Source organism: Pseudoalteromonas sp. SR41-8 (genome assembly GCF_014163915.1).
GTDB lineage: Bacteria > Pseudomonadota > Gammaproteobacteria > Enterobacterales > Alteromonadaceae > Pseudoalteromonas > Pseudoalteromonas rhizosphaerae.
Window position 1 is genome coordinate 16,925 of record NZ_JACJEE010000026.1, and the last position, 24,554, is coordinate 41,478.

23 protein-coding genes are annotated in these 24,554 nt (G+C 40.8%); 21 read left to right on the forward strand and 2 right to left on the reverse strand.

The features are described 5' to 3' along the window. Positions 1-53: 53 nt before the first annotated feature. From H5162_RS15745 to recR, 8 genes are all read left to right on the forward strand, one after another. A complete protein-coding gene (locus H5162_RS15745) occupies positions 54-620 on the forward strand; it encodes a hypothetical protein (protein ID WP_145241576.1) in 567 nt (188 codons plus the stop codon). A 117-nt stretch (positions 621-737) separates the two neighbouring features. Then, positions 738-1,562, forward strand: coding sequence for a DUF692 domain-containing protein (locus H5162_RS15750; RefSeq protein WP_145241663.1), 825 nt, complete (start codon positions 738-740; stop codon positions 1,560-1,562). Between the two features lies 1 nt (position 1,563). Next, on the forward strand, positions 1,564-2,313 hold the full coding sequence (locus H5162_RS15755; RefSeq protein ID WP_182778961.1) for a DUF2063 domain-containing protein: 750 nt from the start codon (positions 1,564-1,566) through the stop codon (positions 2,311-2,313). Positions 2,314-2,386: 73 nt separating this feature from the next. Then, positions 2,387-2,509: a hypothetical protein gene (locus tag H5162_RS21425; protein ID WP_257325665.1), complete on the forward strand. Its 123-nt coding sequence runs from the start codon at positions 2,387-2,389 to the stop codon at positions 2,507-2,509. Between the two features lie 137 nt (positions 2,510-2,646). Next, complete coding sequence (apt, locus tag H5162_RS15760; protein WP_145241580.1) at positions 2,647-3,192, forward strand: adenine phosphoribosyltransferase; 546 nt, start codon at positions 2,647-2,649, stop codon at positions 3,190-3,192. Positions 3,193-3,195: 3 nt separating this feature from the next. Then, positions 3,196-5,562 carry a DNA polymerase III subunit gamma/tau gene (gene dnaX, locus H5162_RS15765; protein WP_182735412.1) on the forward strand — a complete coding sequence of 789 codons (2,367 nt, stop codon included), beginning with the start codon at positions 3,196-3,198 and terminating at the stop codon, positions 5,560-5,562. Positions 5,563-5,617: 55 nt separating this feature from the next. Continuing rightward, the gene (locus tag H5162_RS15770; RefSeq protein WP_145241584.1) at positions 5,618-5,944 is read left to right on the forward strand and encodes a YbaB/EbfC family nucleoid-associated protein; all 327 of its coding nucleotides are present in this window, start codon (positions 5,618-5,620) and stop codon (positions 5,942-5,944) included. An 8-nt stretch (positions 5,945-5,952) separates the two neighbouring features. After that, a complete protein-coding gene (gene recR / locus H5162_RS15775) occupies positions 5,953-6,561 on the forward strand; it encodes a recombination mediator RecR (RefSeq protein ID WP_145241586.1) in 609 nt (202 codons plus the stop codon). 84 nt (positions 6,562-6,645) lie between these two features. Here recR and H5162_RS15780 read toward each other — a convergent pair whose 3' ends face one another. Further along, a complete protein-coding gene (locus H5162_RS15780; RefSeq protein ID WP_145241588.1) occupies positions 6,646-7,263 on the reverse strand; it encodes a LysE family translocator in 618 nt (205 codons plus the stop codon). A 294-nt stretch (positions 7,264-7,557) separates the two neighbouring features. Here H5162_RS15780 and H5162_RS15785 point away from each other — a divergent pair, with 294 nt between their 5' ends. From H5162_RS15785 to ihfA, 5 genes are all read left to right on the forward strand, one after another. Beyond that, the gene (locus tag H5162_RS15785; RefSeq protein WP_182778963.1) at positions 7,558-8,613 is read left to right on the forward strand and encodes a DUF2066 domain-containing protein; all 1,056 of its coding nucleotides are present in this window, start codon (positions 7,558-7,560) and stop codon (positions 8,611-8,613) included. After that, on the forward strand, positions 8,613-9,323 hold the full coding sequence (gene hda / locus H5162_RS15790) for a DnaA inactivator Hda (protein WP_182731917.1): 711 nt from the start codon (positions 8,613-8,615) through the stop codon (positions 9,321-9,323). Before H5162_RS15785 ends, hda begins: the two co-directional genes overlap by 1 nt. A 464-nt stretch (positions 9,324-9,787) precedes the next feature. Beyond that, a complete protein-coding gene (pheS, locus tag H5162_RS15795; protein WP_145241591.1) occupies positions 9,788-10,768 on the forward strand; it encodes a phenylalanine--tRNA ligase subunit alpha in 981 nt (326 codons plus the stop codon). A gap of 15 nt (positions 10,769-10,783) precedes the next feature. Continuing rightward, positions 10,784-13,171 carry a phenylalanine--tRNA ligase subunit beta gene (gene pheT, locus H5162_RS15800; RefSeq protein ID WP_182731901.1) on the forward strand — a complete coding sequence of 796 codons (2,388 nt, stop codon included), beginning with the start codon at positions 10,784-10,786 and terminating at the stop codon, positions 13,169-13,171. 2 nt (positions 13,172-13,173) lie between these two features. After that, positions 13,174-13,467 carry an integration host factor subunit alpha gene (gene ihfA, locus H5162_RS15805; protein ID WP_016707763.1) on the forward strand — a complete coding sequence of 98 codons (294 nt, stop codon included), beginning with the start codon at positions 13,174-13,176 and terminating at the stop codon, positions 13,465-13,467. A 58-nt stretch (positions 13,468-13,525) separates the two neighbouring features. Here ihfA and H5162_RS15810 read toward each other — a convergent pair whose 3' ends face one another. After that, a complete protein-coding gene (locus H5162_RS15810; RefSeq protein WP_145241594.1) occupies positions 13,526-14,326 on the reverse strand; it encodes a DUF2989 domain-containing protein in 801 nt (266 codons plus the stop codon). Between the two features lie 176 nt (positions 14,327-14,502). On the opposite strand from H5162_RS15810, the gene H5162_RS15815 reads away from it, so the two are divergent. The 8 genes from H5162_RS15815 to H5162_RS15850 all read left to right on the forward strand — a co-directional run bounded on the left by H5162_RS15815 (position 14,503) and on the right by H5162_RS15850 (position 24,311). Beyond that, on the forward strand, positions 14,503-15,945 hold the full coding sequence (locus tag H5162_RS15815) for a glyceraldehyde-3-phosphate dehydrogenase (RefSeq protein ID WP_145241596.1): 1,443 nt from the start codon (positions 14,503-14,505) through the stop codon (positions 15,943-15,945). Between the two features lie 208 nt (positions 15,946-16,153). Then, positions 16,154-17,284: a carboxypeptidase family protein gene (locus tag H5162_RS15820; RefSeq protein ID WP_182731902.1), complete on the forward strand. Its 1,131-nt coding sequence runs from the start codon at positions 16,154-16,156 to the stop codon at positions 17,282-17,284. A 370-nt stretch (positions 17,285-17,654) separates the two neighbouring features. After that, positions 17,655-19,160, forward strand: a complete 1,506-nt coding sequence (locus H5162_RS15825; protein WP_182760433.1) for a sodium:alanine symporter family protein — start codon at positions 17,655-17,657, stop codon at positions 19,158-19,160. Positions 19,161-19,341: 181 nt separating this feature from the next. Beyond that, entirely contained in the window at positions 19,342-19,668 is a 327-nt protein-coding gene (locus H5162_RS15830) for a hypothetical protein (RefSeq protein ID WP_145241601.1), read from the forward strand. A 1-nt stretch (position 19,669) separates the two neighbouring features. Continuing rightward, on the forward strand, positions 19,670-19,951 hold the full coding sequence (locus tag H5162_RS15835) for a YeaC family protein (RefSeq protein WP_182731903.1): 282 nt from the start codon (positions 19,670-19,672) through the stop codon (positions 19,949-19,951). Continuing rightward, positions 19,941-22,625, forward strand: coding sequence for a DUF349 domain-containing protein (locus H5162_RS15840; RefSeq protein WP_182778965.1), 2,685 nt, complete (start codon positions 19,941-19,943; stop codon positions 22,623-22,625). The genes H5162_RS15835 and H5162_RS15840 overlap by 11 nt, the downstream gene beginning before the upstream one ends. Before the next feature lie 96 nt (positions 22,626-22,721). Beyond that, positions 22,722-23,276 carry a DUF1439 domain-containing protein gene (locus tag H5162_RS15845; protein WP_182731905.1) on the forward strand — a complete coding sequence of 185 codons (555 nt, stop codon included), beginning with the start codon at positions 22,722-22,724 and terminating at the stop codon, positions 23,274-23,276. A 264-nt stretch (positions 23,277-23,540) separates the two neighbouring features. Then, positions 23,541-24,311, forward strand: a complete 771-nt coding sequence (locus tag H5162_RS15850) for a hypothetical protein (protein ID WP_182778968.1) — start codon at positions 23,541-23,543, stop codon at positions 24,309-24,311. Positions 24,312-24,554: the final 243 nt, after the last annotated feature.

The window sequence follows — 24,554 nt, forward strand, 5'->3', positions numbered from 1 at the left end:
TTGTAGCAAGGTCTACTTAGTACAACCTTTGTATGTTTAGAGAGAGTCATAAAATGAATACACTTAAAAAAAATTCAATCGCGTTAACATTAGGCGCTGTAGTAGTAGGTAGCACAAGTTTTATTTCTGCAGATGTTCAAGCGAATCCGTTTGAATTTCAACAAATGGTAACGGGCTACCAAGTCGACGCGACAGAAGGAAAATGTGGCGAAGGTAAATGCGGTGGAGATGCTAAAACTAAAGACGACAAAGCTAAAAAAGAAGGTAAGTGCGGCGAAGGCAAATGTGGTGGCGATGCCAAACACGACAAAGCTAAAAAAGAAGGCAAGTGCGGCGAAGGCAAATGCGGTGGCGATGCTAAACATGACAAAGCTAAAAAAGAAGGCAAGTGCGGCGAAGGTAAATGCGGTGGCGATGCTAAACATGACAAAGCTAAAAAAGAAGGAAAGTGCGGCGAAGGCAAATGCGGCGGCGATGCTAAACACGATAAAGCAAAAAAAGAAGGTAAGTGCGGCGAAGGAAAATGTGGCGGCGACGCTAAACACGATAAAGCTAACAAAGAAGGTAAGTGCGGCGGCGATGCTAAAGCTAAAAAAGAAGGCAAATGCGGTAGCCATTAATTAGATAAGTTAAGTAACCTGCACTTTAGCTAAGTAGTATGTTTATAAAAGGGCCGCATTGTGGCCCTTTTAAATGAAGGAGTTGATATGACTGTATCTAGTAACAGTGAATTTGGCATGGTAGGGCTTGGGCTGCGTAGAGAAATGCTCGATGAATTGCTGATGCAGATACCAAAGCAAATTGATTTTATGGAAGTGGCGCCTGAGAACTGGTTAAAACTCGGTGGTCGCTTTGCTAAGCAGTTTAAGTCACTGACCGATACAAATAATTTTGTTTGTCATGGCTTGTCATTATCCATCGGCTCTCCTGAACCGTTAGATATTGAATTTGTTAAAGCATTAAAAGTCTTTTTCAAAGCACATAATGTTAAGCTTTTTAGTGAGCACCTTAGTTATTGTTCCGGCAGCGGCCACATGTATGATCTGATGCCGATCCCATTTACTGAAGCTGCGATTGCCCATGTTGTTGGGCGGATAAAACAGGTGCAAGATATTCTCGAGCAGCAAATAGCTATCGAAAATGTGTCTTATTATGCCGCACCTGGTCAGCAAATGAGCGAGTTAGAATTTACCACTGAAATATTACAGCAAGCTGATTGTAAGTTATTACTCGATGTAAATAATATTTATGTGAATTCGATAAATCATGGTTATGATGCAGAACATTTTCTAGCTAGCTTGCCATCGCAACGTATAGCGTATGGTCATGTCGCAGGGCATTTCAATGAGGCGGATGATTTACTTATTGATACTCACGGCGCTGACGTGATTGACCCTGTTTGGCAATTACTTGATCGTGCTTATCAACATCATGGAGTGTTTGCGACTTTATTGGAACGTGATTTTAATATTCCAGCTATCGCTGAGCTTACCAAAGAGCTGGATATAATTCATCAACTACAAGCCAAGCACGCAATAATACAGCGTAAAGAAAGTGCCTGATATGAATTTTATTGAAACCCAACAAGCGTTTATGGCGCATATTCGAGCGCCAGATACACAACCAAAGCCCGATGACATTGAAGAGCGTCGTATGGCGATCTACCGTGATTTATTTTTCAATAATATCAATGGCTTTATTTCCTCAGCATTTCCGGTTCTGAAAACACTCTACAGCGATAACAATTGGTTAAGATTAGTTCGCCAATTTTTTGCTGAACACGATTGTCAATCACCTTATTTTTTGGATATTGCTAGTGAGTTTATTGCGTATTTAAGTAGTGATTACCAATTGCAAGAAATTGATCCCCCCTTTATGCTTGAACTTGCTCATTATGAATGGATTGAGCTTGATGTCTCGGTTGCGCATGCGGATCCAACTGATTGCATCATTAATGCACCGCTGAGTAATGTGCCTCTTTATATGAGTAGTTGCGCGCGAAATTTAAGTTATCAGTTTGCTGTACAGCATATCAGTGTTGATTTTCAACCACAGCAGCCTAGTGAACAGCCTCATTATTTTGTGGTGTATCGCGATACCGATGACGAAGTACAATTTCTTGCTACCAATGCAATGACCGCATTATTACTGGCAATTATAGACACAACACCGAGTATCAAATTAGCTTCGTTGGTGGAGCAAGTTGCTTTACAAGCGCCGCAATTTACTACAGAACAGCTTGTTCAAGGTGCTACAGTAACATTACATGCAATGGCGGAACGTGGCGTTATCGTGACAAAAAATCCCCCTTAAAGTCTTTATTGATTATTTTACATCGTCTATTATGTGCGCCTTAATTCGTCGCGCTTAATAAAAGGTAGTACCTATGTCAGAAGATAAAGATTTTAAAGATCCGTTTAATGCAATGTATTTTCTTGCGTTCTTAGCTGTGTTTGCAGGAATCGGCTGTTTAAATGCAATCCTAGGCTGGATCACCACAGTCTCTTAATTTAGCACTGCTAAATTATAATAAGGCTGTATATAATACAGTCTTATTACTTAATTATTTAACTTCTTACCGACAACTCATTTTTGTGATGTTATAATTGTCTGCTTTGTAATATTACAGATAAAACAGTTTAAATTATGACTCAAGTAACTCCATCTATCATTAAAGATAGCATAACTACTATTGCAGATTACCCTAAAGCAGGCATTATGTTCCGTGATGTAACTACGCTAATGGCTAATCCCGCTGCATTTCAAGCAACAATTAATGCATTTATTTCAGCTTATAAAGATCAAGGTTTTACCAAGATTATAGGTACTGAATCACGTGGTTTTATCTTCGGTGCGCCGCTTTCATATGCATTAGGTATTCCTTTTATTCCAGTGCGTAAACCGGGCAAACTGCCACGTGCAGTGATCTCTCAAGATTACCAGCTAGAATATGGTGAAGATGTATTAGAGCTGCATATAGATGCCATTGTCCCAGGTGACAAAGTGCTTTTAGTCGATGACTTATTAGCAACCGGCGGTACCATTGAAGCGACCGCTAAATTAGTCAATAAGCTGGGTGGTCATGCGACAGATGCAGCATTTGTAGTCTCTTTACCAGAACTTGGTGGCGAGCAACGCATTGCAAAAATGGGGATTAAAATCCTAAAATTGGTTGAATTCGAAGGCGAATAATTAATGAGTTATCAAGTCCTAGCGAGAAAATGGCGTCCACAGACCTTTCATGAATTGGTCGGTCAGTCCCATGTGAAACAAGCGCTTATTAATGCTTTAACACAAAACAGACTGCATCACGCTTATTTGTTCACTGGGACTCGCGGGGTGGGTAAAACCACCATCGCACGTATTTTTGCAAAAAGCTTAAATTGTGATGAAGGCATTTCGGCGCAACCGTGTGGCAAGTGTAGCAGCTGTATAGATATCGAAACTGGTCGTTATATTGACTTACTTGAAATAGATGCAGCATCGCGCACTAAAGTTGAAGATACCCGTGAGATATTGGATAACGTGCAGTACGCGCCAACTCGCGGTCGCTACAAAGTGTACCTGATCGATGAAGTACACATGCTTTCAAAGCATAGTTTCAATGCATTATTAAAAACCTTGGAAGAGCCGCCTGAGCACGTTAAGTTTTTATTAGCGACTACGGATCCACAGAAACTGCCTGTCACCATTTTATCGCGTTGTTTGCAGTTTAATCTTAATGCGTTATCGCAACCTGAAATACTCCAACAACTTGAATATGTGTTAGGCGAAGAAAAATTAAGTTTTGAAACTCAAGCCCTGCAAATTATCGCCAAAGCGGCTGATGGCAGTATGCGTGATGCATTGAGTTTAACTGATCAAGCGATTGCTCAAACGAATGGTGATATTAAGCATCAAGCGGTGCAAGCAATGCTAGGGTTGATGGACAACCATTATAGCCAGCACTTGCTGGTTGCATTATTAGCCCAAGACGGCCATGCATTGATGGCGCAAATCGAGCAAGTTGCTACCCAAAACCCAAATTATATTGCTTTGTTAGATGATCTAATTGGCCTTACACATTTAGCACAATTAACCCAATTAGTGCCCGATGCCGCCAAGTTAGATGAATATAATCGCGAGTTTATTAATGAAGTAGCAAAGAGCTGCGATTCACAACAAATCCAAATTTATTATCAATTACTGCTTAATGGCAAAAAAGACTTACAATGGGCGCCAGAGCCTCGTTTAGGTTTTGAAATGGTTATGCTGCGCTTACTGGCATTTCAACCAGTTGATAGCCAAATGCTTGCAAGTACTGCGGCGCAGGCTCCAGCGGCCGATAACAACCGGTCTCGCTCAGCAGCATTGAGAGATATTCTCAATAAAAATAAGCCTGCAACACCACAGCCTGTTGATAACCAAGTATCATTGCCTCAAGCTGCACCGCTACAAACGACCGTGAGTGCGCCTGAACAAGCCGTTGCAACAACTGAACACTCTGTAACCAGTGAGCAAATTGCACCTGTCGATACGCAGCCAACTGTGACCACAGCACCACATACAAATTCGGGAATTATGCACGAAGCCGCGCATGGTAATGAGCATGATTCAGATGCTGAGCTTGAGCAACAATTAGTATCCCAATATGATGAGGTAATGAATAACGCAGTGGAGCAGGGCTTTCATAGTGGCTTTGAGCATGCGCCAGAACAATCTTTACCTGAGCATCAATATAGCGCAGAGCAAACCGCTCCAGCACAAAATAACAGCTCATTCTCTGACTATTCAGATACCACAGATATTAGCCAAAAAGAAGCACAAGCGCAGTCCGCAATTGCACGTATTTTACGAGATAGAAATATTTCTGGTGCAGGTACGCTCTCTGGTGGTAAAACATCTGTGGCGCCATCAACGAATAAACCAGCTGCGGTTGAGCGCGGTACTGCGGTAAAAAAGTCACAGCCCCAGATAACGGGGGCAAGTAGTCAGCCTGAGACTGATGGTTACACGCCGAATATCGCCCCAAATAAGCGTGTGAAACCTGACTTTAAAGAAAAACATCAGACTATTACTGAGAATTTAGCACCGGAATTGCTAGAGCAAATTAATCCACAAAAAGTAGTTGCTGCACCTGAGCCTGAAATAAATATTCAAATACCGGATGATTTTCAAAGCCCGATCAGCGATATTCGTTTTGCACATCAACAAGATGAGTGGGCATACTTAATTAAGCGGATGGGACTTGGCGGGCGGATGCGTCAATTTGCTTTGCATTCAATTTATTCAAAGCAACAACAACAGCTGCACTTAGAAGTGGATGAATCGCAAAAACATCTCGATACCCCTATGTTAAGACAAAAGCTTAGTGCGGCGCTGGCCAGTATTTACGGGTATAATGTTGAGCTGACAATCAATTTTGCCCCTGGGGTGATAGATTCGCCTTACTTAATTCAGCAAAAGATTGATGCAGGGCGCCATCAGCAAGCAATTGATGTGATCAACGGTGATGAAAATATCGTACAGTTACAGCAGCTATTTTCTGCAATTATCGATGAAAACAGTATTCAGGCATTGTAATTCACTGCAATAGCCCTTATCTTCATGGCAATTAGAAATAGAAAGAGAGAAAGTTATGTTTAAAGGTGGAATGGGTAACATGATGAAGCAAGCGCAGCAAATGCAAGAGCGCATGCAAAAAGCCCAAGACGAAATTGCTAGCTTAGAAGTGGTTGGTGAAGCAGGTGCTGGTTTAGTTAAAGTAACCATGCTTGGAAACCATAATGTTCGACGTGTTGAACTTGATGAAAGTTTAATGGAAGACGAAAAAGATCTTATTGAAGACTTACTTGCCGCTGCGTGTAATGACGCAGTTCGCCGTGTAGCAGAAGAAACACAAGAGCGCATGGGTAAAGTAACTGGCGGTATGCAATTACCACCAGGTATGAAAATGCCATTTTAAGATAAAATATGCAGCTTTCAGAGAGTTTAAACCAGCTAATTGAAGCATTGCGCTGTCAGCCGGGCATAGGCCCAAAGTCAGCACAGCGCATCGCGTTCCATTTGCTTGAGCGTGACCGTAAGGGGGGCACTCAGCTTGGTAATGCACTTACCAAAGCGATGACTGCTATTGGACACTGTCAATCGTGTCGTACTTTTGCAGAGCAGCCGCAGTGTGAAATCTGTTTAAGCCCCAAACGTCAAGATAGCGGAATTTTATGTGTGGTTGAATCACCTACCGATGTGTTGGCGATTGAACAAACTGGCCAGTATAAAGGTTTGTACTTTGTATTGATGGGACATTTATCACCTATCGATGGTATTGGTCCAAATGAAATTGGCCTTGATATTCTTGAAAGTAAGTTGCAACAAGGTGGGATAAACGAGGTTATATTAGCGACCAACCCTACAGTTGAAGGGGAAACTACAGCGCATTATATTGCCCAGCTTTGTCACCGTTATAAAGTTGATGCATCGCGGATAGCCCATGGTATTCCGGTCGGTGGCGAACTTGATTTGCTCGATGGCATGACATTAATGCATGCATTTAGTGGCCGACGAGTGGTTAGTCAAAATTAGCTTTGCAGTTAAGTAAATAAATTCTTTGAAAGCGAAAAGCCTGCATTTGCAGGCTTTTTTATAGTCGCTCTAAAATAAAGCGACTCAGCTAAGCGCTAACCATACTCCAACGCCAACCATCAAACTGCCAGCGATGCGGTTCATCCACTTGATATTGTCACCTTGGTTTAAAAACAGCCGTAAACTTTTACCGCCAGTGGCATAGAGCATCATGCAAGTGAACTCGCTGAGCATAATGATGGCGACTAACATACTCAATTGTGGCGCAATCGCGTAGTCAATATTTATAAACGGCGGTAGCAGGGAAATCATAAACGCCCAGCCTTTAGGGTTGGCAATCGCGGTGATAAACCCTTGTGAGAATAGCGCTTGGCGAGATACTTTTAATTTACTGTCTGCGCCTAATTTGATGGTTGCTTTTGCTCGCCACATTGCAACCCCAATATAGACTAAATAACCTGCACCGAGCCATTTTAATACGCTAAAAAGTGTCGGGTAGTTGAGCATGATACTTGCCACCCCTGCGACTGCTGCAACAGCCACAATAGCAACGCCAAGTAATTCGCCAATCATCATCCACATAGTTCTGCGCACGCCAATACTCATTCCTAAGGTCATGGCTAAAGTCATACACATCCCAGGTGTAATAGAGACAAAAAAGAAGGTGGGTATAAATACCCCCAGGACTGCGAAGTCGAGCATGTAAGCATCCGTTAGTTGCTGTAATAGAATGCGCAATGGTAATTGTTTTTGAAAGGGTTAGAAACCAATTTGGGATGGTTAAGCACAATTAAGAGATTGTTAGCACTGGCGATAAAGCATAAACTGATTACTAATACGCAAGCTAATTTAGATCTTTGAGGAGCATGTAGCAGGAAGCTTCTATGCACTGATCACAAGCACTTATTTGTAAGTGGGTTTTAACAAATATATTTTTGCTTTGTTGGGTGCTTTGAATTAGGATCAAAACAGTTTAAAACCAAGAACTAATGCCCTGTGTCTAGATTATTTATTGCTATTATCATCATTTTCCTAAGTTTTACTGCGACTGCGGTTGAAGTTACTGATCTATATCAGGACGTATTAAAAGTATCTGACAAATCTCGTGATGCTCGACTCAGCGCCAGCCGAGAGGCGTTGCTCAATGTACTGGTTAAGGTTAGTGGCGATCCGAATGCGGATCAAAATCCAATCGCTCAGCAACGTAGTAAAGATATATCAGATTACATGCTCAAATTTGAATACGACGAAAAAGCCAATGGTCAACTTAATCTCGTGGTTAAATTTGAAGCAAATAAAATTAATGCACTCGTCAAAGAGCTTAATTTACCATTGTGGGGTACGCGTCGCCCGCTGGTGGCTATTTGGCTTGCCATTGAAGATAACTGGCGTCGTGAACTTGTTACCCAAGAAAGTTATCCGCAGCTAGAGCAACTAATTTATAGCACCGCAGCGCGACGTGGCTTGCCAGTCGTGGTACCGTTGCTTGATTTACAAGACCGTGCATTAGTGGGAATACCTGAGGTGTGGGGTAATTTCTCCTCGCCAGTCGAACAGGCATCAAGCCGTTATAGTGCAGAACGCAGTATTACCGCGCGTTTATACAAACAACCTGACAGCGAGATTTGGTTGTTGGATTGGCGCTTTACTAATGATGAGCTGTTTGAAGCAAATAGAGTAAGCGGTGATAAACAACAAGCCATAGCCTTAATGATCGACAGCTTAGCAGCTGGCTTGGCCAATGAATATGCGGTTGATCCAAATTCTACAACGCAGCTTGCCCAAGCGGTATTTAAATTAAAAGGCACCACTAACTTTGTCGATATTGAGTTGGCTAAACGTCAGCTTCAGAGCTTAAGCGTAGTTACCCAAGTGACAATTCGTTCTCGTACTGCTGATGTAGTTAGTTTTGCGATCAATCACACTGGTAGTATGCATGATTTACAAAAAGCCTTAGAGCTCGACCGTGCTTTTCAACCATTTGTTGATCCTCGTGCGTTTTATCCCGTAATAGCGCAAGACGATTTAGAATATCAATGGGTTGGTTTGTAATGCAGACAATTGAGCCGGTGCAAATGGCATTACCGGTAACGTTGCCGGATGATGAAACCTTTGCATCTTATTTTGGTGGTGAAAATTCACTGGAAGTGAGTCATTTAAAAAATGCTTTTAAAAGTTTAGCAACCACTTTTCAATATACATATTTATGTGGCTTAGGAGATTCGGGTAAATCACATTTACTGTATGCAACCTGTATTCATGCTCAAGAGCATGGCCTATCGACTATGCTGCTATCAATGCGCGAAGTGATTGATTTTGGCCCTATGGTGCTCGATGGCTTAGACGCGCTTGATGTGTTGTGTATTGATGATGTGCACTTAGTAGCTGGTAACGATGCGTGGGAAAAAGCGTTGTTTAATTTTTTTAACCGTTTTAACGAACCGGGTAAATGCTTGGTAGTGACAGCGGATCTGTTACCAGACATGCTTAACATTAACTTGCCGGATCTTGAGTCACGATTAAAATGGGGTACGACATTTCAAATCCGTTCTATGAGTGATGATGATAAAGCCGAAGCCTTAGTAAAGCGCGCCAATATGCGCGGTTTAGAGCTTAGTGATGAATGTGCGCGCTTTTTATTAACGCGTTTGAGTCGTGATATGCGAGCGTTACTTGATGTGCTTGATAAACTTGACCATGCCTCGATGGCTGCACAACGTAAATTGACAATTCCTTTCATAAAATCCACTCTAAAACTCTAGGGTCTGTTGGCCTTTGCGGATTAATATTTGTTCAAACTAGGGGCAATTTAATCGCGGCGCGAGGTTTGTAACCTAGTGGGCTAAGTAAAAGCCGAGCAAAGCTTCCGCGTCCTGCTCACGCCCCTTACTTACATCCATGTAAGTAACAAAGAGTTAATTGCCCCTAGGCAGAACCCTTCGGGCAGCGCCTGTTTGGCATTGATGCTGCGTTATCGCCTATTTATGGGGAATAACCACACCACATAGGCTCTGCCTTGCCTAAATACCAAACAGACTGCTGCAAATTTAACCTTGAAAGATCAACAGACCCTAGTTTTCTCTACAAAATCGTCTAACTTCCCATTTTGCTTAACCAGAATGGGAAAGAATTCAATAAGATTGGTATAAGGTCTGGAATCTAGCCATTGCTTTCAGTTATCATTAGCTATTACTTAAATCACCTTCTGTGACAGATCAGGTATCGAATGAACTTAGAAAATATATTAGCGCAAGCACTTGAGGCGGTCGCCAGTGCCAGTGAAATCGCGCAGCTTGAAGATATCAGGGTTAACTACCTTGGTAAAAAAGGCGAAATCACGAATCTATTAAAAACCCTTGGTAAAATTGCCCCTGAAGAACGCAAAGAAGCAGGCCAAGTAATTAACCAAGCTAAGCAAGATGTACAAGTTGCGATTAACGACAAGCGCGAATTACTAGCAAGCAAGGCCCTTGAAGAGAAATTAGCCGCTGAAACAATCGATGTAACATTGCCCGGTCGCGTTATGCCAACAGGTGGTTTACACCCAGTGACGCGTACCATTGAGCGGATTGAGAGCTTTTTTGGCGAATTAGGTTTTGCGGTTAAATCTGGCCCAGAAGTAGAAGATGATTTTCATAACTTCGACGCGCTAAATATTCCTGAGCATCACCCAGCGCGTGCTGATCACGATACTTTTTACTTTAATCCAAAACTGGTGTTGCGTACGCAAACCAGTGGTGTGCAAATTCGCACCATGGAAGCTGAGCAACCGCCGCTGCGTATTATTTCTCCAGGGCGTGTATACCGCAACGATTACGACCAAACACATACGCCGATGTTCCATCAGGTTGAAGGGTTGATGGTTGATACTGATGTAAGCTTTACTGAGCTTAAAGGTATTTTGCACGATTTCTTGCGTAACTTTTTTGAAGAAGATATGGAAATTCGTTTCCGTCCTTCATTTTTCCCATTTACAGAGCCTTCAGCGGAAGTTGATGTGATGGGTAAAGACGGAAAATGGTTAGAAGTATTAGGTTGCGGAATGGTGCACCCTAACGTGCTTAAATCAGTGGGAATTGATCCAGAAAAATACACTGGTTTTGCCTTTGGTATGGGTGTAGAGCGTTTAACCATGCTGCGTTATGGGGTAAATGACTTACGTGCGTTTTTCGAAAACGATTTGAAATTCCTTAATCAGTTCCGTTAAGAGTGAAGAAATAACATGAAATTTAGTGAAAAGTGGTTAAGAGAGTGGGTTAATCCTGCAATTGACACGCAGGCTCTTTCGGAACAGTTATCGATGGCCGGCCTTGAGGTAGATGGCGTAGAGCCCGCTGCGGCAGAATTCTCTGGCGTTGTTGTCGGTGAAGTAGTTGAATGTGGTCAGCATCCTGATGCAGATAAACTACGTGTAACTAAAATCAATGTCGGTGGCGATGAGCTATTAGATATTGTATGTGGTGCGCCAAATTGCCGTTTAGGTATCAAAGTTGCAGTAGCTATGGTTGGCGCTGTATTACCGGGCGATTTTAAAATTAAAAAAGCCAAACTACGTGGTCAACCGTCTCACGGCATGCTGTGTGCATTCGTGGAGTTGGGTATTAGCGAAGAAGGCGACGGTATCATGGAGTTGCCACTTGATGCACCTGTTGGCACAGACTTACGTGAATACTTAAGCCTTGATGACAACATTATTGATGTTGATTTAACCCCGAATCGTGGTGACTGTTTAGGTATTAAAGGCATCGCTCGTGAAGTGGGCGTACTTAACAGTATTGATGTTAAAGCCCTAGAAATACCAGCGGTTGCAGCAACTATTGATGATAAAGTATCAATTGAACTAGTAAACGATGAAGCCTGCCCTCGTTATTTAGGGCGTGTGATCAAAGGCATCAACCTTGACGCCACAACACCACTTTGGATGGTTGAGAAGCTTCGTCGTAGTGGCGTGCGCGCAATTGACCCTGTGGTTGATGTAACTAACTATGTGTTACTTGAACTTGGCCATCCAATGCATGCTTTTGATTTAAATGCGATTGAAGGCGGTATCAAAGTACGTAGCGCCCATGCTGGTGAAGAGCTGGTCTTACTAGATGGTAATACTGCTAAGTTGAATGAATCTACCTTAGTAATAGCCGACCATAACAAAGCGCTGGCGATTGCCGGTATCTTTGGCGGTGAGCAATCAGGCGTTACCGAGCAAACAACGGATATTCTATTAGAAAGTGCGTTTTTTAATCCAGTTGCTATCGCAGGGCAAGCTCGTAGCTATGGTTTACACACAGATGCATCGCATCGTTATGAACGCGGTGTGGATTTTGCGCTGCAACATGATGCAATAGAACGTGCAACTGCGTTGTTACTTGAGATTGTAGGCGGTCAAGCAGGCCCTGTAGTTGAAGCTGTTGCAAAAGATAAGCTTCCTAAGGTCACTGAAGTGCGTCTTCGTCGTGCGCGTTTAGACCGTGTTATTGGTCATCATATTGAAGATGCGAAAGTAACCGACATTTTAACCCGTTTAGGGCTTGATGTGAAAATTGTCGATGGTGTGTGGAGTGCAGATGTACCAAGCTACCGTTTTGATATTCGTATCGAAGAAGATCTAATTGAAGAAGTTGCTCGCGTATATGGTTACAACAGTATTCCAAACGTAGCACCGACTGCTAAATTAAAAATGACCACTCATAACGAAGCCAATATTGCAGTGAGCAAATTTCGCAATACGCTAGTGACTCGTGGTTATCAAGAAGCGATCACATACAGCTTTGTTGACCCTAAAGCACAAGCTATTTTACACCCAGACAGTGACGCGCTGGTTTTGCCACATCCAATTTCGATTGAAATGTCGGCAATGCGTGTGAGCCTTATGCCAGGTTTACTGGCATCAGTAATGTATAATCAAAACCGCCAGCAGCCACGTATTCGTTTATTTGAGCATGGCCTTAAATTTCTACGTGATGAAAACGCAGAGAATGGCGTAAACCAAGTTGCAGTTATTGGTGGGGCTATTACTGGTCTGGCACATGGTGAACATTGGGTTGAAGAAAAGCGCACCGTTGATTTTTATGATTTAAAAGGTGACGTTGAAGCATTACTTTCATTAACCAATGATATAACGCGTTTTGAAATCAAAGCAGAGCAATCAGATGGCTTACATCCGGGCCAATCTGCGGTGATTTATGTTGAAGGTAAAAAGGTCGGTTTCTTTGGTGCTATTCATCCTCAAGTACAAAAATCGTTAGATATCAATAATGCGACTTATGTGTTTGAAATTGAAATGTCAGCCATTGAAAAAAGAAATTTACCAGAGGCTGTAGGGGTTTCGAAGTTCCCTTCAAACCGCCGCGACATCGCTATTTTAGTGGAAGATCAGGTGAAATCTGGCGACATTTTATCAGTGATAGAAAAAGTTGGCGGAAATCAATTGGTTGACCTAAACTTATTCGATGTGTATAAGGGCAAAGGTATTGAGCCAAATTATAAGAGTTTGGCGATTGCTCTAACACTGCAAGCGGTTGATAGAACACTCGAAGAGAAAGATATCAATCTAGTAGTTGATAACGTGGTGGCCGCACTGGCCGAACAGTTTAATGCATCGTTGAGGGACTAGATATGGCGCTTACTAAAGCCGACATAGCTGAACACCTATTTGAAAAATTGGGGATCAATAAAAAGGATGCCAAAGATTTAGTTGAAGCGTTTTTTGAAGAAATCCGCTCAGCGCTTGAAAAAGGCGAGCAGGTTAAGCTCTCTGGATTTGGTAACTTTGATCTTCGTGACAAGAAAGAAAGGCCTGGCCGTAATCCGAAAACTGGGGAAGATATCCCTATTTCGGCACGACGCGTCGTCACCTTTCGACCTGGTCAAAAGCTCAAAACTCGTGTTGAAGTTGGTACGAGCAAATAAATTAAAAAAGGCAGCGTCAGCTGCCTTTTTCTTTTCTATAAACTAAGTTTGAACACGATTAAAAATCCCGTGGTGAAACAAACTGCCCAGCTTGAATACTGTCGTAGGTTTGCTGTGCGAGGGTATCTAATCCGCTGAGACTTTTTCCTGTTGCTGTGAGTTGCTGCTCAATCGGGAATATTTCAACATTGGTTATCCCAGAAAGCTGTGCAATTTTTGCAAAAGTATAGGCATGCTTATATTTTTCCTGTTTATAAAATAAACTGATCAATGAGGTGTAAATCTCGGGGTTTGGAGTTTGTTCAGCTTTGTTTAGCTCTAACGTTTTATACAGTAAGTCTATGGTCTTATCTTCATCAAACTTAATATAATAACTGGCTAAGAAAAACTGGATTTCAGCGTCCTCAGTGACACTAGGATCGTTTTCAAGCGCAAGTAATTTAGTCAGGGCTGATTGGTCATTATTGCGAGACCAATGATAATACAACAACCCAGGGTGGTTAGTATTTTTGGTATCTTGAAATAACCGCGTCATTTCCTTGATACTGGTTAAATGTGCTTCAACGCGGGAGGTGGTTTTTTCTTTTAATTTGATATGTTCAATTTTTGCCGCCAGCGATACGCATTGATCGTATTTTTCAAAACCTTTTAATAATAAATATTTGTTATTATCAGTCGGTTGTTTGTATTCATGGTAACGCGCCATGATCACATCAGCACGTTGGGCTTTACAGTGACTATCTTTATTTAAATCATTACATAAACCTGGGGTTTCTTTACACACCTGTGCAAGTGTCAACGGTTCTTCACACCCAGTTAATGCCAACAAACTCAGTAAAACACTTGCTCTTAGTAACATCCCTTAACCTCACCTTAATAATTACCTTGTTATTCTAGCGTAATGAATTGCTCTCTAACAGTGGAGAATAAAGTTAGTTTAAATTAGAATAGCGAAGCCCACTGAGGCGTGTTGCTCTCAAAACTCAATACGTCTTATGGCTATCCGTTCAAAAATTGTTTAATTAGGTAAATAAAATGACCTCATCTCACGAGTTAGAATACACAAATAGTTGGCAAGAACGCCAAGATTACGCAGAAAGCATGCAACCTATCATTGGAAAGCTTTATCGTAATCGTGGTATTGAAATCGCGGTATATGGCCGTCCTCTCGTCAATGCCAGTACAATTGATATCATCAAATCTCACAAAACAGTGGCGCAGTTTGAAGGCACTAAACTTCGTTTACGTGAAAGCTTTCCGTTTTTAGAAGCTATTAGCAAAATGGATTTAAACTCTGCACGTATCGATATTGGTAAACTGGCTTATGGTTATTTATTTAACGATGTTGCAAATGGTCGTTCTATCGAAGAGTATTTAAACGACGAGTTAGCTGAAATTGTAAACTCACAAGCCAAAGAGCCACGCGATGTGGTGTTATATGGTTTTGGTCGTATCGGTCGTTTACTAGCGCGTTTGTTAATTGAAAAATCAGGTCCTTATGCGGATTTACGCTTACGTGCAATCGTTGTTCGTGGTGGTAAAGACGGCGACCTTGAAAAGCGTGCTAGCCTATTACGTCGTGATTCAATTCATGGTCCTTTTAATGGTTCAATCACCATTGATAAAGAACGTAATGCAATAAAAGCCAATGGTAGCTACATTCAGGTGATCTATGCTAACTCTCCAGATGAAATTGACTACACAGCATATGGTATTGAAAACGCATTGATCGTTGATAATACGGGGATCTGGAAAGATGAAGCTGGCCTTGGCTTACATTTAAAATCAAAAGGCGCTGCAAAAGTACTATTAACAGCACCGGCGAAAGGCAATATCAAAAACATCGTATATGGTGTTAATAACCACGATATCAAACCGGAAGATAAAATTGTTTGTGCAGCAAGCTGTACTACCAACGCAATCACACCAACATTAAAAGCACTTAATGATAAGTTTGGTATTAACAATGGTCACGTTGAAACAGTTCACTCGTACACTAATGACCAAAATTTGATTGATAACTACCACAAAGCAGATCGTCGTGGCCGTGCCGCAGCACTTAATATGGTGATCACTGAGACTGGCGCAGCTAAAGCCGTTTCAAAAGCATTACCAGAACTTGAAGGCAAATTAACGGGTAACGCAATCCGTGTACCTACACCGAATGTGTCTCTGGCTATTTTGAACTTAAACCTTGCGACCAGCACCACGGTTGAGGAGTTAAACTCGTTCTTACGCCATGCTGCTCTGCATTCAGAGTTACGCGACCAAATTGATTACACGGCCTCTACTGAGATTGTGTCTACCGATTTAGTCGGCAGTCGTTATGCGGGTGTGGTTGATTCAACCGCCACTATCGTTGATGACAACCGTATTGTACTTTATGTTTGGTATGATAATGAGTTTGGTTACAGCTGCCAAGTTGTGCGTTGTATGCGCGATATGGCCGAGGTTTCATTCCCAAGCTTGCCACGTTAATTGGTAATAGCTTAAAAATCTTTACAAAAAGCCAGCATTCGCTGGCTTTTTTAGTCATGAATGTTTTTTCAAAACCCAAGCCATGTGGTAGGCTGTCTCCAGTTTGCTACATTTTAATAACAATGCGCCCATTATAGTGGGCGTTATTTAATTTCTAACTAACAAGCGATAAGTTAGCGATTAATTTTTCATATATAGGTTTAATAAAATGAAAATCACCAGTAATTTTGACAGTGGCAATATCAAGGTCATTGCCGCGACCGATCCACTTAATATTCAGCTTGAGATCAATAAAGATCATTTATCTGATTTTTTTCAGTGGTTCCATTTCCGTTTAGAAACAACACCTTTTCAAAGCCATAAATTACATATCAATAACCTTGAAAATTCAGCTTACCCTGACGGCTGGGAAGGTTATCAGGCTGTTGCATCGTATGATCGCCAAACCTGGTTTCGTGTTCCTTCAAACTATGCTGATGGCACGTTATCATTTGAGATTGAGCCAGAATGTGGCTGTGTTTATTTTGCTTACTTTGCGCCATATAGCTACGAGCGTCACTTAGATCTAATCACATGGGCACAAAGCCAAGAAGCCTGTCAGCTTGAAACCTTAGGTGAAACACTTGATGGCCGTGATATGAGCGTACTGCGTATTGGTGGCGAAAGTGATGAAAATAAGAAAACAATTTGGATAACAGCCCGTCAACATCCAGGCGAAACGATGGCCGAATGGTTTGTTGAAGGTGTATTACATAAGTTATTAGATGATGAAGATCCACATGCAGCAGCATTGTTATCAAAAGCGGTATTTTATATTGTACCCAATATGAATCCTGATGGTAGTGCTCGTGGGCATTTACGTACTAACGCAAAAGGAGTTAACTTAAATCGTGAATGGCAAACTCCAAGCATGGAAAATAGCCCTGAAGTATATTTAGTGCTAAATAAAATGCGTGAGACCGGTGTTGATATGCACCTTGATATTCACGGAGATGAAGCGATTCCATATAACTTTGTAGCCGGTAGTGAAGGTATCCCAAGCTATGATGCGCGCTTAAAAGACTTAGAAGACAGTTTTAAAGCGGCATTGCACATAGTGACTCCTGAGTTTCAAGATATCCACGGTTACCCGAAAGATGAGCCAGGTCAAGCCAATCTAACGGTGGGGTCATCAGCTGTTGCAGAAGAATTTAAAGCGCTTGCTTACACGGTTGAAATGCCATTTAAAGATAACGATGGTTTACCAGATCCTGATTATGGCTGGTCAGATCGCCGTTCATATCAATTTGGCCAAGACACCTTGGCTGCGATTGTTAACGTAGTAGATAAATTAAGATAACGTGTTTGTTACTAAGGGCATCATTCATATCGATGCCCTTAGTTTTTTTTATCGCGATGAATGGCATTAGCGACGCTAATAAAGCGATGATATTTGCTTAATGTGTTACTTAAATCTTTTCCAAGCTCTGTTCGAGCCGTATCTTTAAGTTACCTACATAAAACCATGTAGGGTTAATTAAATTTTAAAAGTAGTTATTTTGAAAATTAAGTGTTAACAAACTTAGAACGTTTAAGTTAATATTCAAAAAGTTGCAGGGGAGGTAGTAATGTTGTTACCTTATTTCCCATAGCCATATGTCGCGCATTCTGATTAGCTACAGCAGAGTATCGTAACTAGAAAATAATAAATATAACTATAGAGGATATCCATGGAAGCTTTTGTAAGCGCTGTTAATGATGTTGTTTGGAGTAACGCACTCATCTATTTATGCCTAGGCGCAGGCTTGTTCTATTCTGTATTAACCCGATTTGCTCAAGTTAGACATTTTAAAGAAATGTGCAAATTACTATTTAGCCCTAACACCTCAGATAAAGGGATCTCATCTTTTCAAGCATTGGCTGTGTCGTTATCTGGACGAGTAGGGGTTGGTAATATAGCCGGTGTAGCGGCAGCTATTGGTTTTGGTGGCCCAGGTGCTATTTTTTGGATGTGGGTTGTGGCTTTTTTAGGAGCAAGTACAGCGTACGCCGAATCAACATTAGGGCAAATTTATAAAACAGAAGAAGATGGCCAATATCGCGGCGGCCCAGCATATTATTTTGATCGCTGTTTAGAACAAAAATGGCTGGCGATTTTATTTGCCGTGTCGGCAATTATTGCATGTGGTGTTTTTCTGCCGGGCGTGCAAGCCAATGCTGTTGGCAACGCGTTTACCCAAGTGTTTGGTGATGGCACTATGGTCTCAACGAGTTTTGGTGAAGTCGGTAGCTTTAAATTGGTTGCTTTGGCAATTATTCTTATTGTTTTAGCGTTTATTATCTTCGGTGGTATTAAGCGTATTGCTAACTTTACTCAAATTGTGGTGCCATTTATGGCGTTAGGCTACATAGTATTAGCTTTAATCGTGGTATTTTTAAATATCGATAAAGTACCTGATATCTTCTCTTTAATCATAACAGATGCGTTTACCGCACAGGCCGGTTTTGGTGCCGCTATTGGTTGGGGTGTAAAACGTGGTATTTATTCTAACGAAGCTGGTCAAGGTACCGGACCGCATGCAGCTGCAGCGGCCGAAGTTGATCACCCAGCCCAACAAGGTTTAGTGCAAGCTTTTTCTGTTTATGTTGATACTATTTTTGTTTGTACTGCGACAGCATTAATGATTTTAATTACACAGCAATACAATGTAGTGGGTGAATTACCAGCAGGGCAATTTATTGTACAAAACGTTGATGCTGCAACTGAAGTTGGTTCAGCTGCTTTCACGCAAATGGCTTTATTCAGCGTGTTTGGTGGTTTTGGTGAAGCATTTGTTGGTATTGCATTGTTCTTCTTCGCTTTTACTACAATACTTGCTTATTACTATATTGCTGAAACCAATATTGCATATTTAAATCGTTATTTTAAAGGCACTATTCCGCTTGTGATGGTGAAATTTGTGATTATGTTTATGGTGTCATATGGCATGGTAAACAGCTCTGGTTATATCTGGAGTATTGGTGACATTGGTGTGGGTTTAATGGCTTGGATAAATATATTGGGCATTTTATCAATATTCTTTGTGGCTAGACCTGCGCTATTATGTTTGCGCGATTACGAAGATCAGAAGAAAAAAGGTGGGGATATCACATTTGACCCTGTTAAGTTAGGGATCAAAAACGCTACTTTTTGGGAAAAGCGTCTCGCAAAACAATCAAAAAACTCTCAGTTATAGGATTGAGTGGCGTAATCAGACATGTTTTGGTTATTGTAAAAATTAGATACTCGTTGTTTTTCGGATCTCAGCTATTGGCTGCAATTGAAAAAAGACAACGACAAATAAAACACGTACAATAAAGGGCGCCGCAAGGCGCCTTTTTTATGCGTAGATTTTTATGCGAAGTATGGAGAAAGATATGGCAATTGTTCGTTGTCCTAGTTGTAATAAGTCAATATCCGATAAACACCAACAGTGCCCTCACTGTGAGAATAATGTAGCGCAGCTTGATGATGAACAACGTCAACAGCTAGCGCGCGAAAAACGCATTCAAAAACAACAAATGTTTATGAATCATTCTTTTTTTGCTCTACTGATATTTTTAGGTGGTTTCTTTAGTTTATACTTTTTACATCCAGAACCTGAAACTCCATCGTGGTACGCATGCACCGCAGCCATTGCAATCGGTTGTATTTGGTATTTAATAAACCGCGTTATTTTAGTGACTTTAAAAAAGAAAAAATGACATGAACATCGATAATCTCGTAAAAACAATTACCCCAGAATTATTCGAACGCCTTCAGTATGGTGCAGCAACAGGTAAGTGGCCTGATGGCACGGTACTCAGTGACGAGCAAAAGCAGCAGACAGTGCAATTAGTTATGCTTTACCAAGCAAAAGTAGCGCAAACAAATGAGCAATTCACCATAGGTTCTAATGGTGAAATGGTGCAAAAAACCAAAGCACAATTGCAAAAAGAATTTACCGCAGACAACGAAATAGCAAGGTTTAGTGAAAATGATCTTTAAACACCTTTTTACCCCGAAGTGGAAGCACCCAAAGCAACAAGTACGTTTAGAGGCAATTGAAAAGCTAGATGTAGAGCGTGATGCGACGATTTTAAATGCATTAGCTCTGGAAGATAGTTCAGCAGAGATCCGTAAAAAAGCGCTTAATAAAGTCAATGATTTAGTGCTGTGGTGGCAGGCGTATAAACAAGATCAAAGTTTAAAAGAATTAGCAGAGCAGCATATATCAAATGCCGTACTGAGTGATGAAAGTAACTTATCTAGCCAAATTAAAAACGAATACATAGAGCGTTTTGCTCCGGTAAAAACGCTTGAAAAACTTGCATTTGCAGAAAAAGAACTGCAAGTACGAGCGAAGCTATTAAAACGTTTGGCTAATCCTAAGTTAGTTGAAAAGGCGTTCAAAGAAGGTTCAAGCGAACTACAAGTGCACCTTGTTGAGCAAGTGATCACCCATCAATTAGTGAAAAGCTTAGTTAAGCATGCACATGATGAGGCAAAATTAGCCCTTGAGACGCATATAGAAAATGAGCGTTTAGCAATTGAAATGCCATTAAAAGTACAAAATGATACTCGTGTTATTTTGGCAAAACTTAATGCATTACGTGAAAAACAAGACTATGCGCTTGTTACTCAACAATATGGTGAGTTAACCCAGCAATGGCAGGCACTTGATCTAACTTGGTTAAATCCAGAACAACGCGAGACGGTTGCAAATAAATACACCGTACTAACCGAAAAATTAAATGAGTTAGTTAGTCAATTACAAGCTGTGCATGAGCAACAACAACAACGGTTAGCTCAGCAGCAACGACAATTATTGGCGTTGGCAAATTTAGAAGCGTTAAGTGATGAAATTGAAAATGCGCTACAAGTTGGTTTAGAAACACCAGAGCAAATACAACAAGATTGGTTGGAAGCTAAAGTTGCGCAAGCACAGGAAACACTGACACAAAGCGAACTGCAAGACGGCGGGCAAAAAAACCAAGTGACTGGCAGATTAACAAGTTTGTTTAAGCAAGTAGCTAAATTGCCAGAGCTTAGTGAAGCGATCAGGGTTTTTAAAACTTTATTAAAAGACTTGAGCAGTATCAACACTGACGATATTGACCAAGCAAATTATGATGAGGCTAATCGCCAATTTAAGCAGACGTATAAAGCGGCGAATTCATCTTTAGCTCAGTTACCTAAGCCGTTACAAGGGCCTTTTAAAGCACAATTAAATGAGCAACAACAACGCTGGAATAAAGCTGTTGCACCTATTAGTGATACATTAACAAAAAATCAGCAACAAGCTACTCGCAAAGGACGCGATGTTCAGCGCCTTATTGAACAAGGCCGTTTTAATGTTGCATTTGGTGTGTTTAAAGGCTTTATTGAGCTGTATGAAACGTTAACTCCAGTTAGTCAGCAAAGTCTTGAAAAAGTCAAAGCAGATCTTGAGCAGCAGTTAGAAAATGCTCGTGATTGGCAAAAGTATGCGTCTGCCCCTAAGCGTGAAGAGCTACTAACTGAAATTACCAGTTTGCTCAATCAACCTTGCACAGATCCCAAGGCGCGTGCAAACGAAGTGAAAACATTACGTCGTCGTTGGAATGAGCTTGGGCGTTTAGATACCGAGCAAGAGCAGGCGCAAGGTAAAGAGTTTGATGACAAGATAGAGCTATTATTTGTACCATGTCGTGAACATTTTGCGCAACTAGAACAACAGCGCGAAACGACGAAACTTGAACGCGAAGCGATTATCACTCAGATGAAATCATTGGCTGATACTGATACGACGAGTGATGAGTTTGATTGGAAAGAGTTTGAAAGCCAATACAATCGTATCAATAAAGTATGGCGTAATGCTGGTAATGTAGAGCCAAAAGTATACCGTGCTTTGCAAACACAATATAAAGCGCAGCAACAGCAAGTATTCAATGCGTTGAATGCGTTTCATAAAAGCAACGCGGCAGCAAAAAATGCACTAGTTGAACAAGCACAGCAATTATCAGTAAGTGAAGACTTAGCTGATGCTTGTCAGCAGCTCAAAGAGCTGCAACAGCAGTGGCAGGGAATAGGCTTTGCGGGTGTAAAAGCTGAAAATGCATTATGGCAAAAATTCCGTCAATGCAACGATGTGACATTTGCTAAACGCAGTGAAGAGTTTGCTCAGCATAAGCAGCAACAAGCCGCCGACAACGCAGTTATCGCAGCACAACTGAGTGAACTTGAAGACGCATTACCAGCGGTTAATCAAAAAGCACAATTACTTGATTTACGCACTAAGCTAATTGCGCTTGAAGGGAGCAAAGAACTAAATAACCGCATGCAAAAGCTATTAGCTAACATTGATGGTAAATTAGCCGTGCTGACAGAGCAAGCAGCACAGGCTGATTTTAGCGCTTTATTTAGTGCGCTTGAAAACCAGCAAGCAATCCCTGCACAATGGCAAGGGGGTGCTGATACGCATTTAACCATTACACAACTGATGCTAAGAATGGAAATTCTAGCTAATGTTGCCAGTCCTGAGGGAGCACCGCGTATGGCTGAGCAGGTTGCAATGCTTGACGATAAGCATCGCGGTGAACAAGCTGATCTACATTATTACTTAAAACAGTTATTGGCTCTGGGTCAAGGTTCAGTTGATGCTGACACACTAGGACGTTTAAAAGCGGTATTTAGCATTTAAATAATCTAGGGCGCTGTAGATTAAATAAAAGCCGCCGTTGTGCGGCTTTTGTTTTTATTTGGTTTTTGACGATAATATTATAGTAAAGGAAAAACAATGAAGTATATTTTATTAATTAGTTGCTTATTACTCTCTGCTTGTAACACCACGAACGGCGTATCGGTTTATTCATTTACTAGCAGTGAAATTGAAACAGCACTTAACCAGCAATTACCAAAACTTAGTGAAAAAGTCAGCTTGATGGGATTACCTGTACAGTTTAATGTGAATGATTTGAGCGTGAATGTCGGCCCTGATAATCGTGATGTAATCTTATTAGGTGCAGATTCGAGTGCTGTTATAAATGCTTTCGCACTTAAATACCCAGTGCGTTTAAAGCTGCAAATAGAAGGTGCGCCATTTTATGATAGTGAGAAAAAGGCGGTATTTTTACGGAATGTAAAATTGCTTGATTCAACTATCGACGCAGGCGGTTTTAAGGGAAACCTAGCGGTACTTGATGATGAAGCAATGAAAGTTATTAACGGATTTTTAGCTGTAAACCCAGTTTATAAACTAAATATGAATGACCCTAAGGTTGCGCTATTAAGTAAATTACCTTTAGATATGAAAGTAGAGCAGGGCGCAATTAAATTAGTACCTAGCATTTAAACTAATATTATTCAGATGGTTGAAGCCCTGCACGTACAGGGCTTTTTTGTATCTATAAGGTTATTATTAAATATTAGCACTATTACTGCGGCTTAATTTACAAGAGGAGGCACACGCTGTAAGGGCTGCTGTTTATAACCGGTCATCGAGATATAAATCAAAATAATAATTTTATTATATAGGTACAAGTTGTGTATTTAATCGACTATACTGATTGTTAGTTAATCACCATTAATTGCCTTCTTTATGGATAAAGAGCCTATTATGAAAAAATGTAACGTGATCTTCAATGCAACTCTAATAGCTGTATTCTCGGTTGTAGCTTTTGCTAATGAGCCCGATTTAAATTCTAATCCTTTTCTTGCAGAACATTCAACACAACAGCAGGGCGCTCAGGTGTTTTCTTTTACAGAAACGCCAATTGAACTGCACGAAAATGATAAAATTAATACAGCCCAAGATACAGGCTATTTACGGCTTGCTTTAGAGACTAAAAGCAATGGTTTTGCGTTAGTGGACACATCTCAGATCAAAGATATTGAAAAAGTGATTGCAGAGCACAAAAATGGCCATGAACTATTTCTGCGTAGTTTAAAACCTGAAATTATGGCGGCGCAATCAATCGCAGACCAAACTAATTTGTCGCAGCAATTTGCAGGCGATACAGTTAGCTTAGACAGTATCTTGTTACAGCAAGAGTTTATTACCTTTAGTAGAATGGTCGGTGGAAATTTTATTGCCGGTAGCGGCTGGGATCAGTTAACTCAGGTTGTCAAAAATGATACGTTTGGTACTGTGATTATAAAAATGTTTAGTTTTAGTCAAAGCAGTGGTGTATATATCGATGCGGACGCGGTGAATTATTATGTAAATAGCAATCCAGGGATCCTTTATGTACTTAAAGATAATAGCGATAATGTGTACACTAGTTTATCTTGGGCTGACGAAAATCAATCCTATTTCATTGGTATTGAAAAAAATATTAATGATATTGGTTTAAAATGGCGATTTGAAACGCTAATAACGTCGATGTAGTTGTATTATAAAGTGATCAAATGATTTTATGTAATTGCGAAAATATTAAACTGAACGTTCGTTTTTAAATAGAAGGATTGCATACTCTTTAGGTTAATTAAGCATGTTAAGTATATTTTTCAGCGCTGATAAAGTGAATAATAAACTACTTAACCTTAATAAATGACTATACTAATCTTATTGATTAATCCTCGTTTAAATAAAATCCTTAAAAACTGATTAATCAGCTTGGCCTATTTTAAA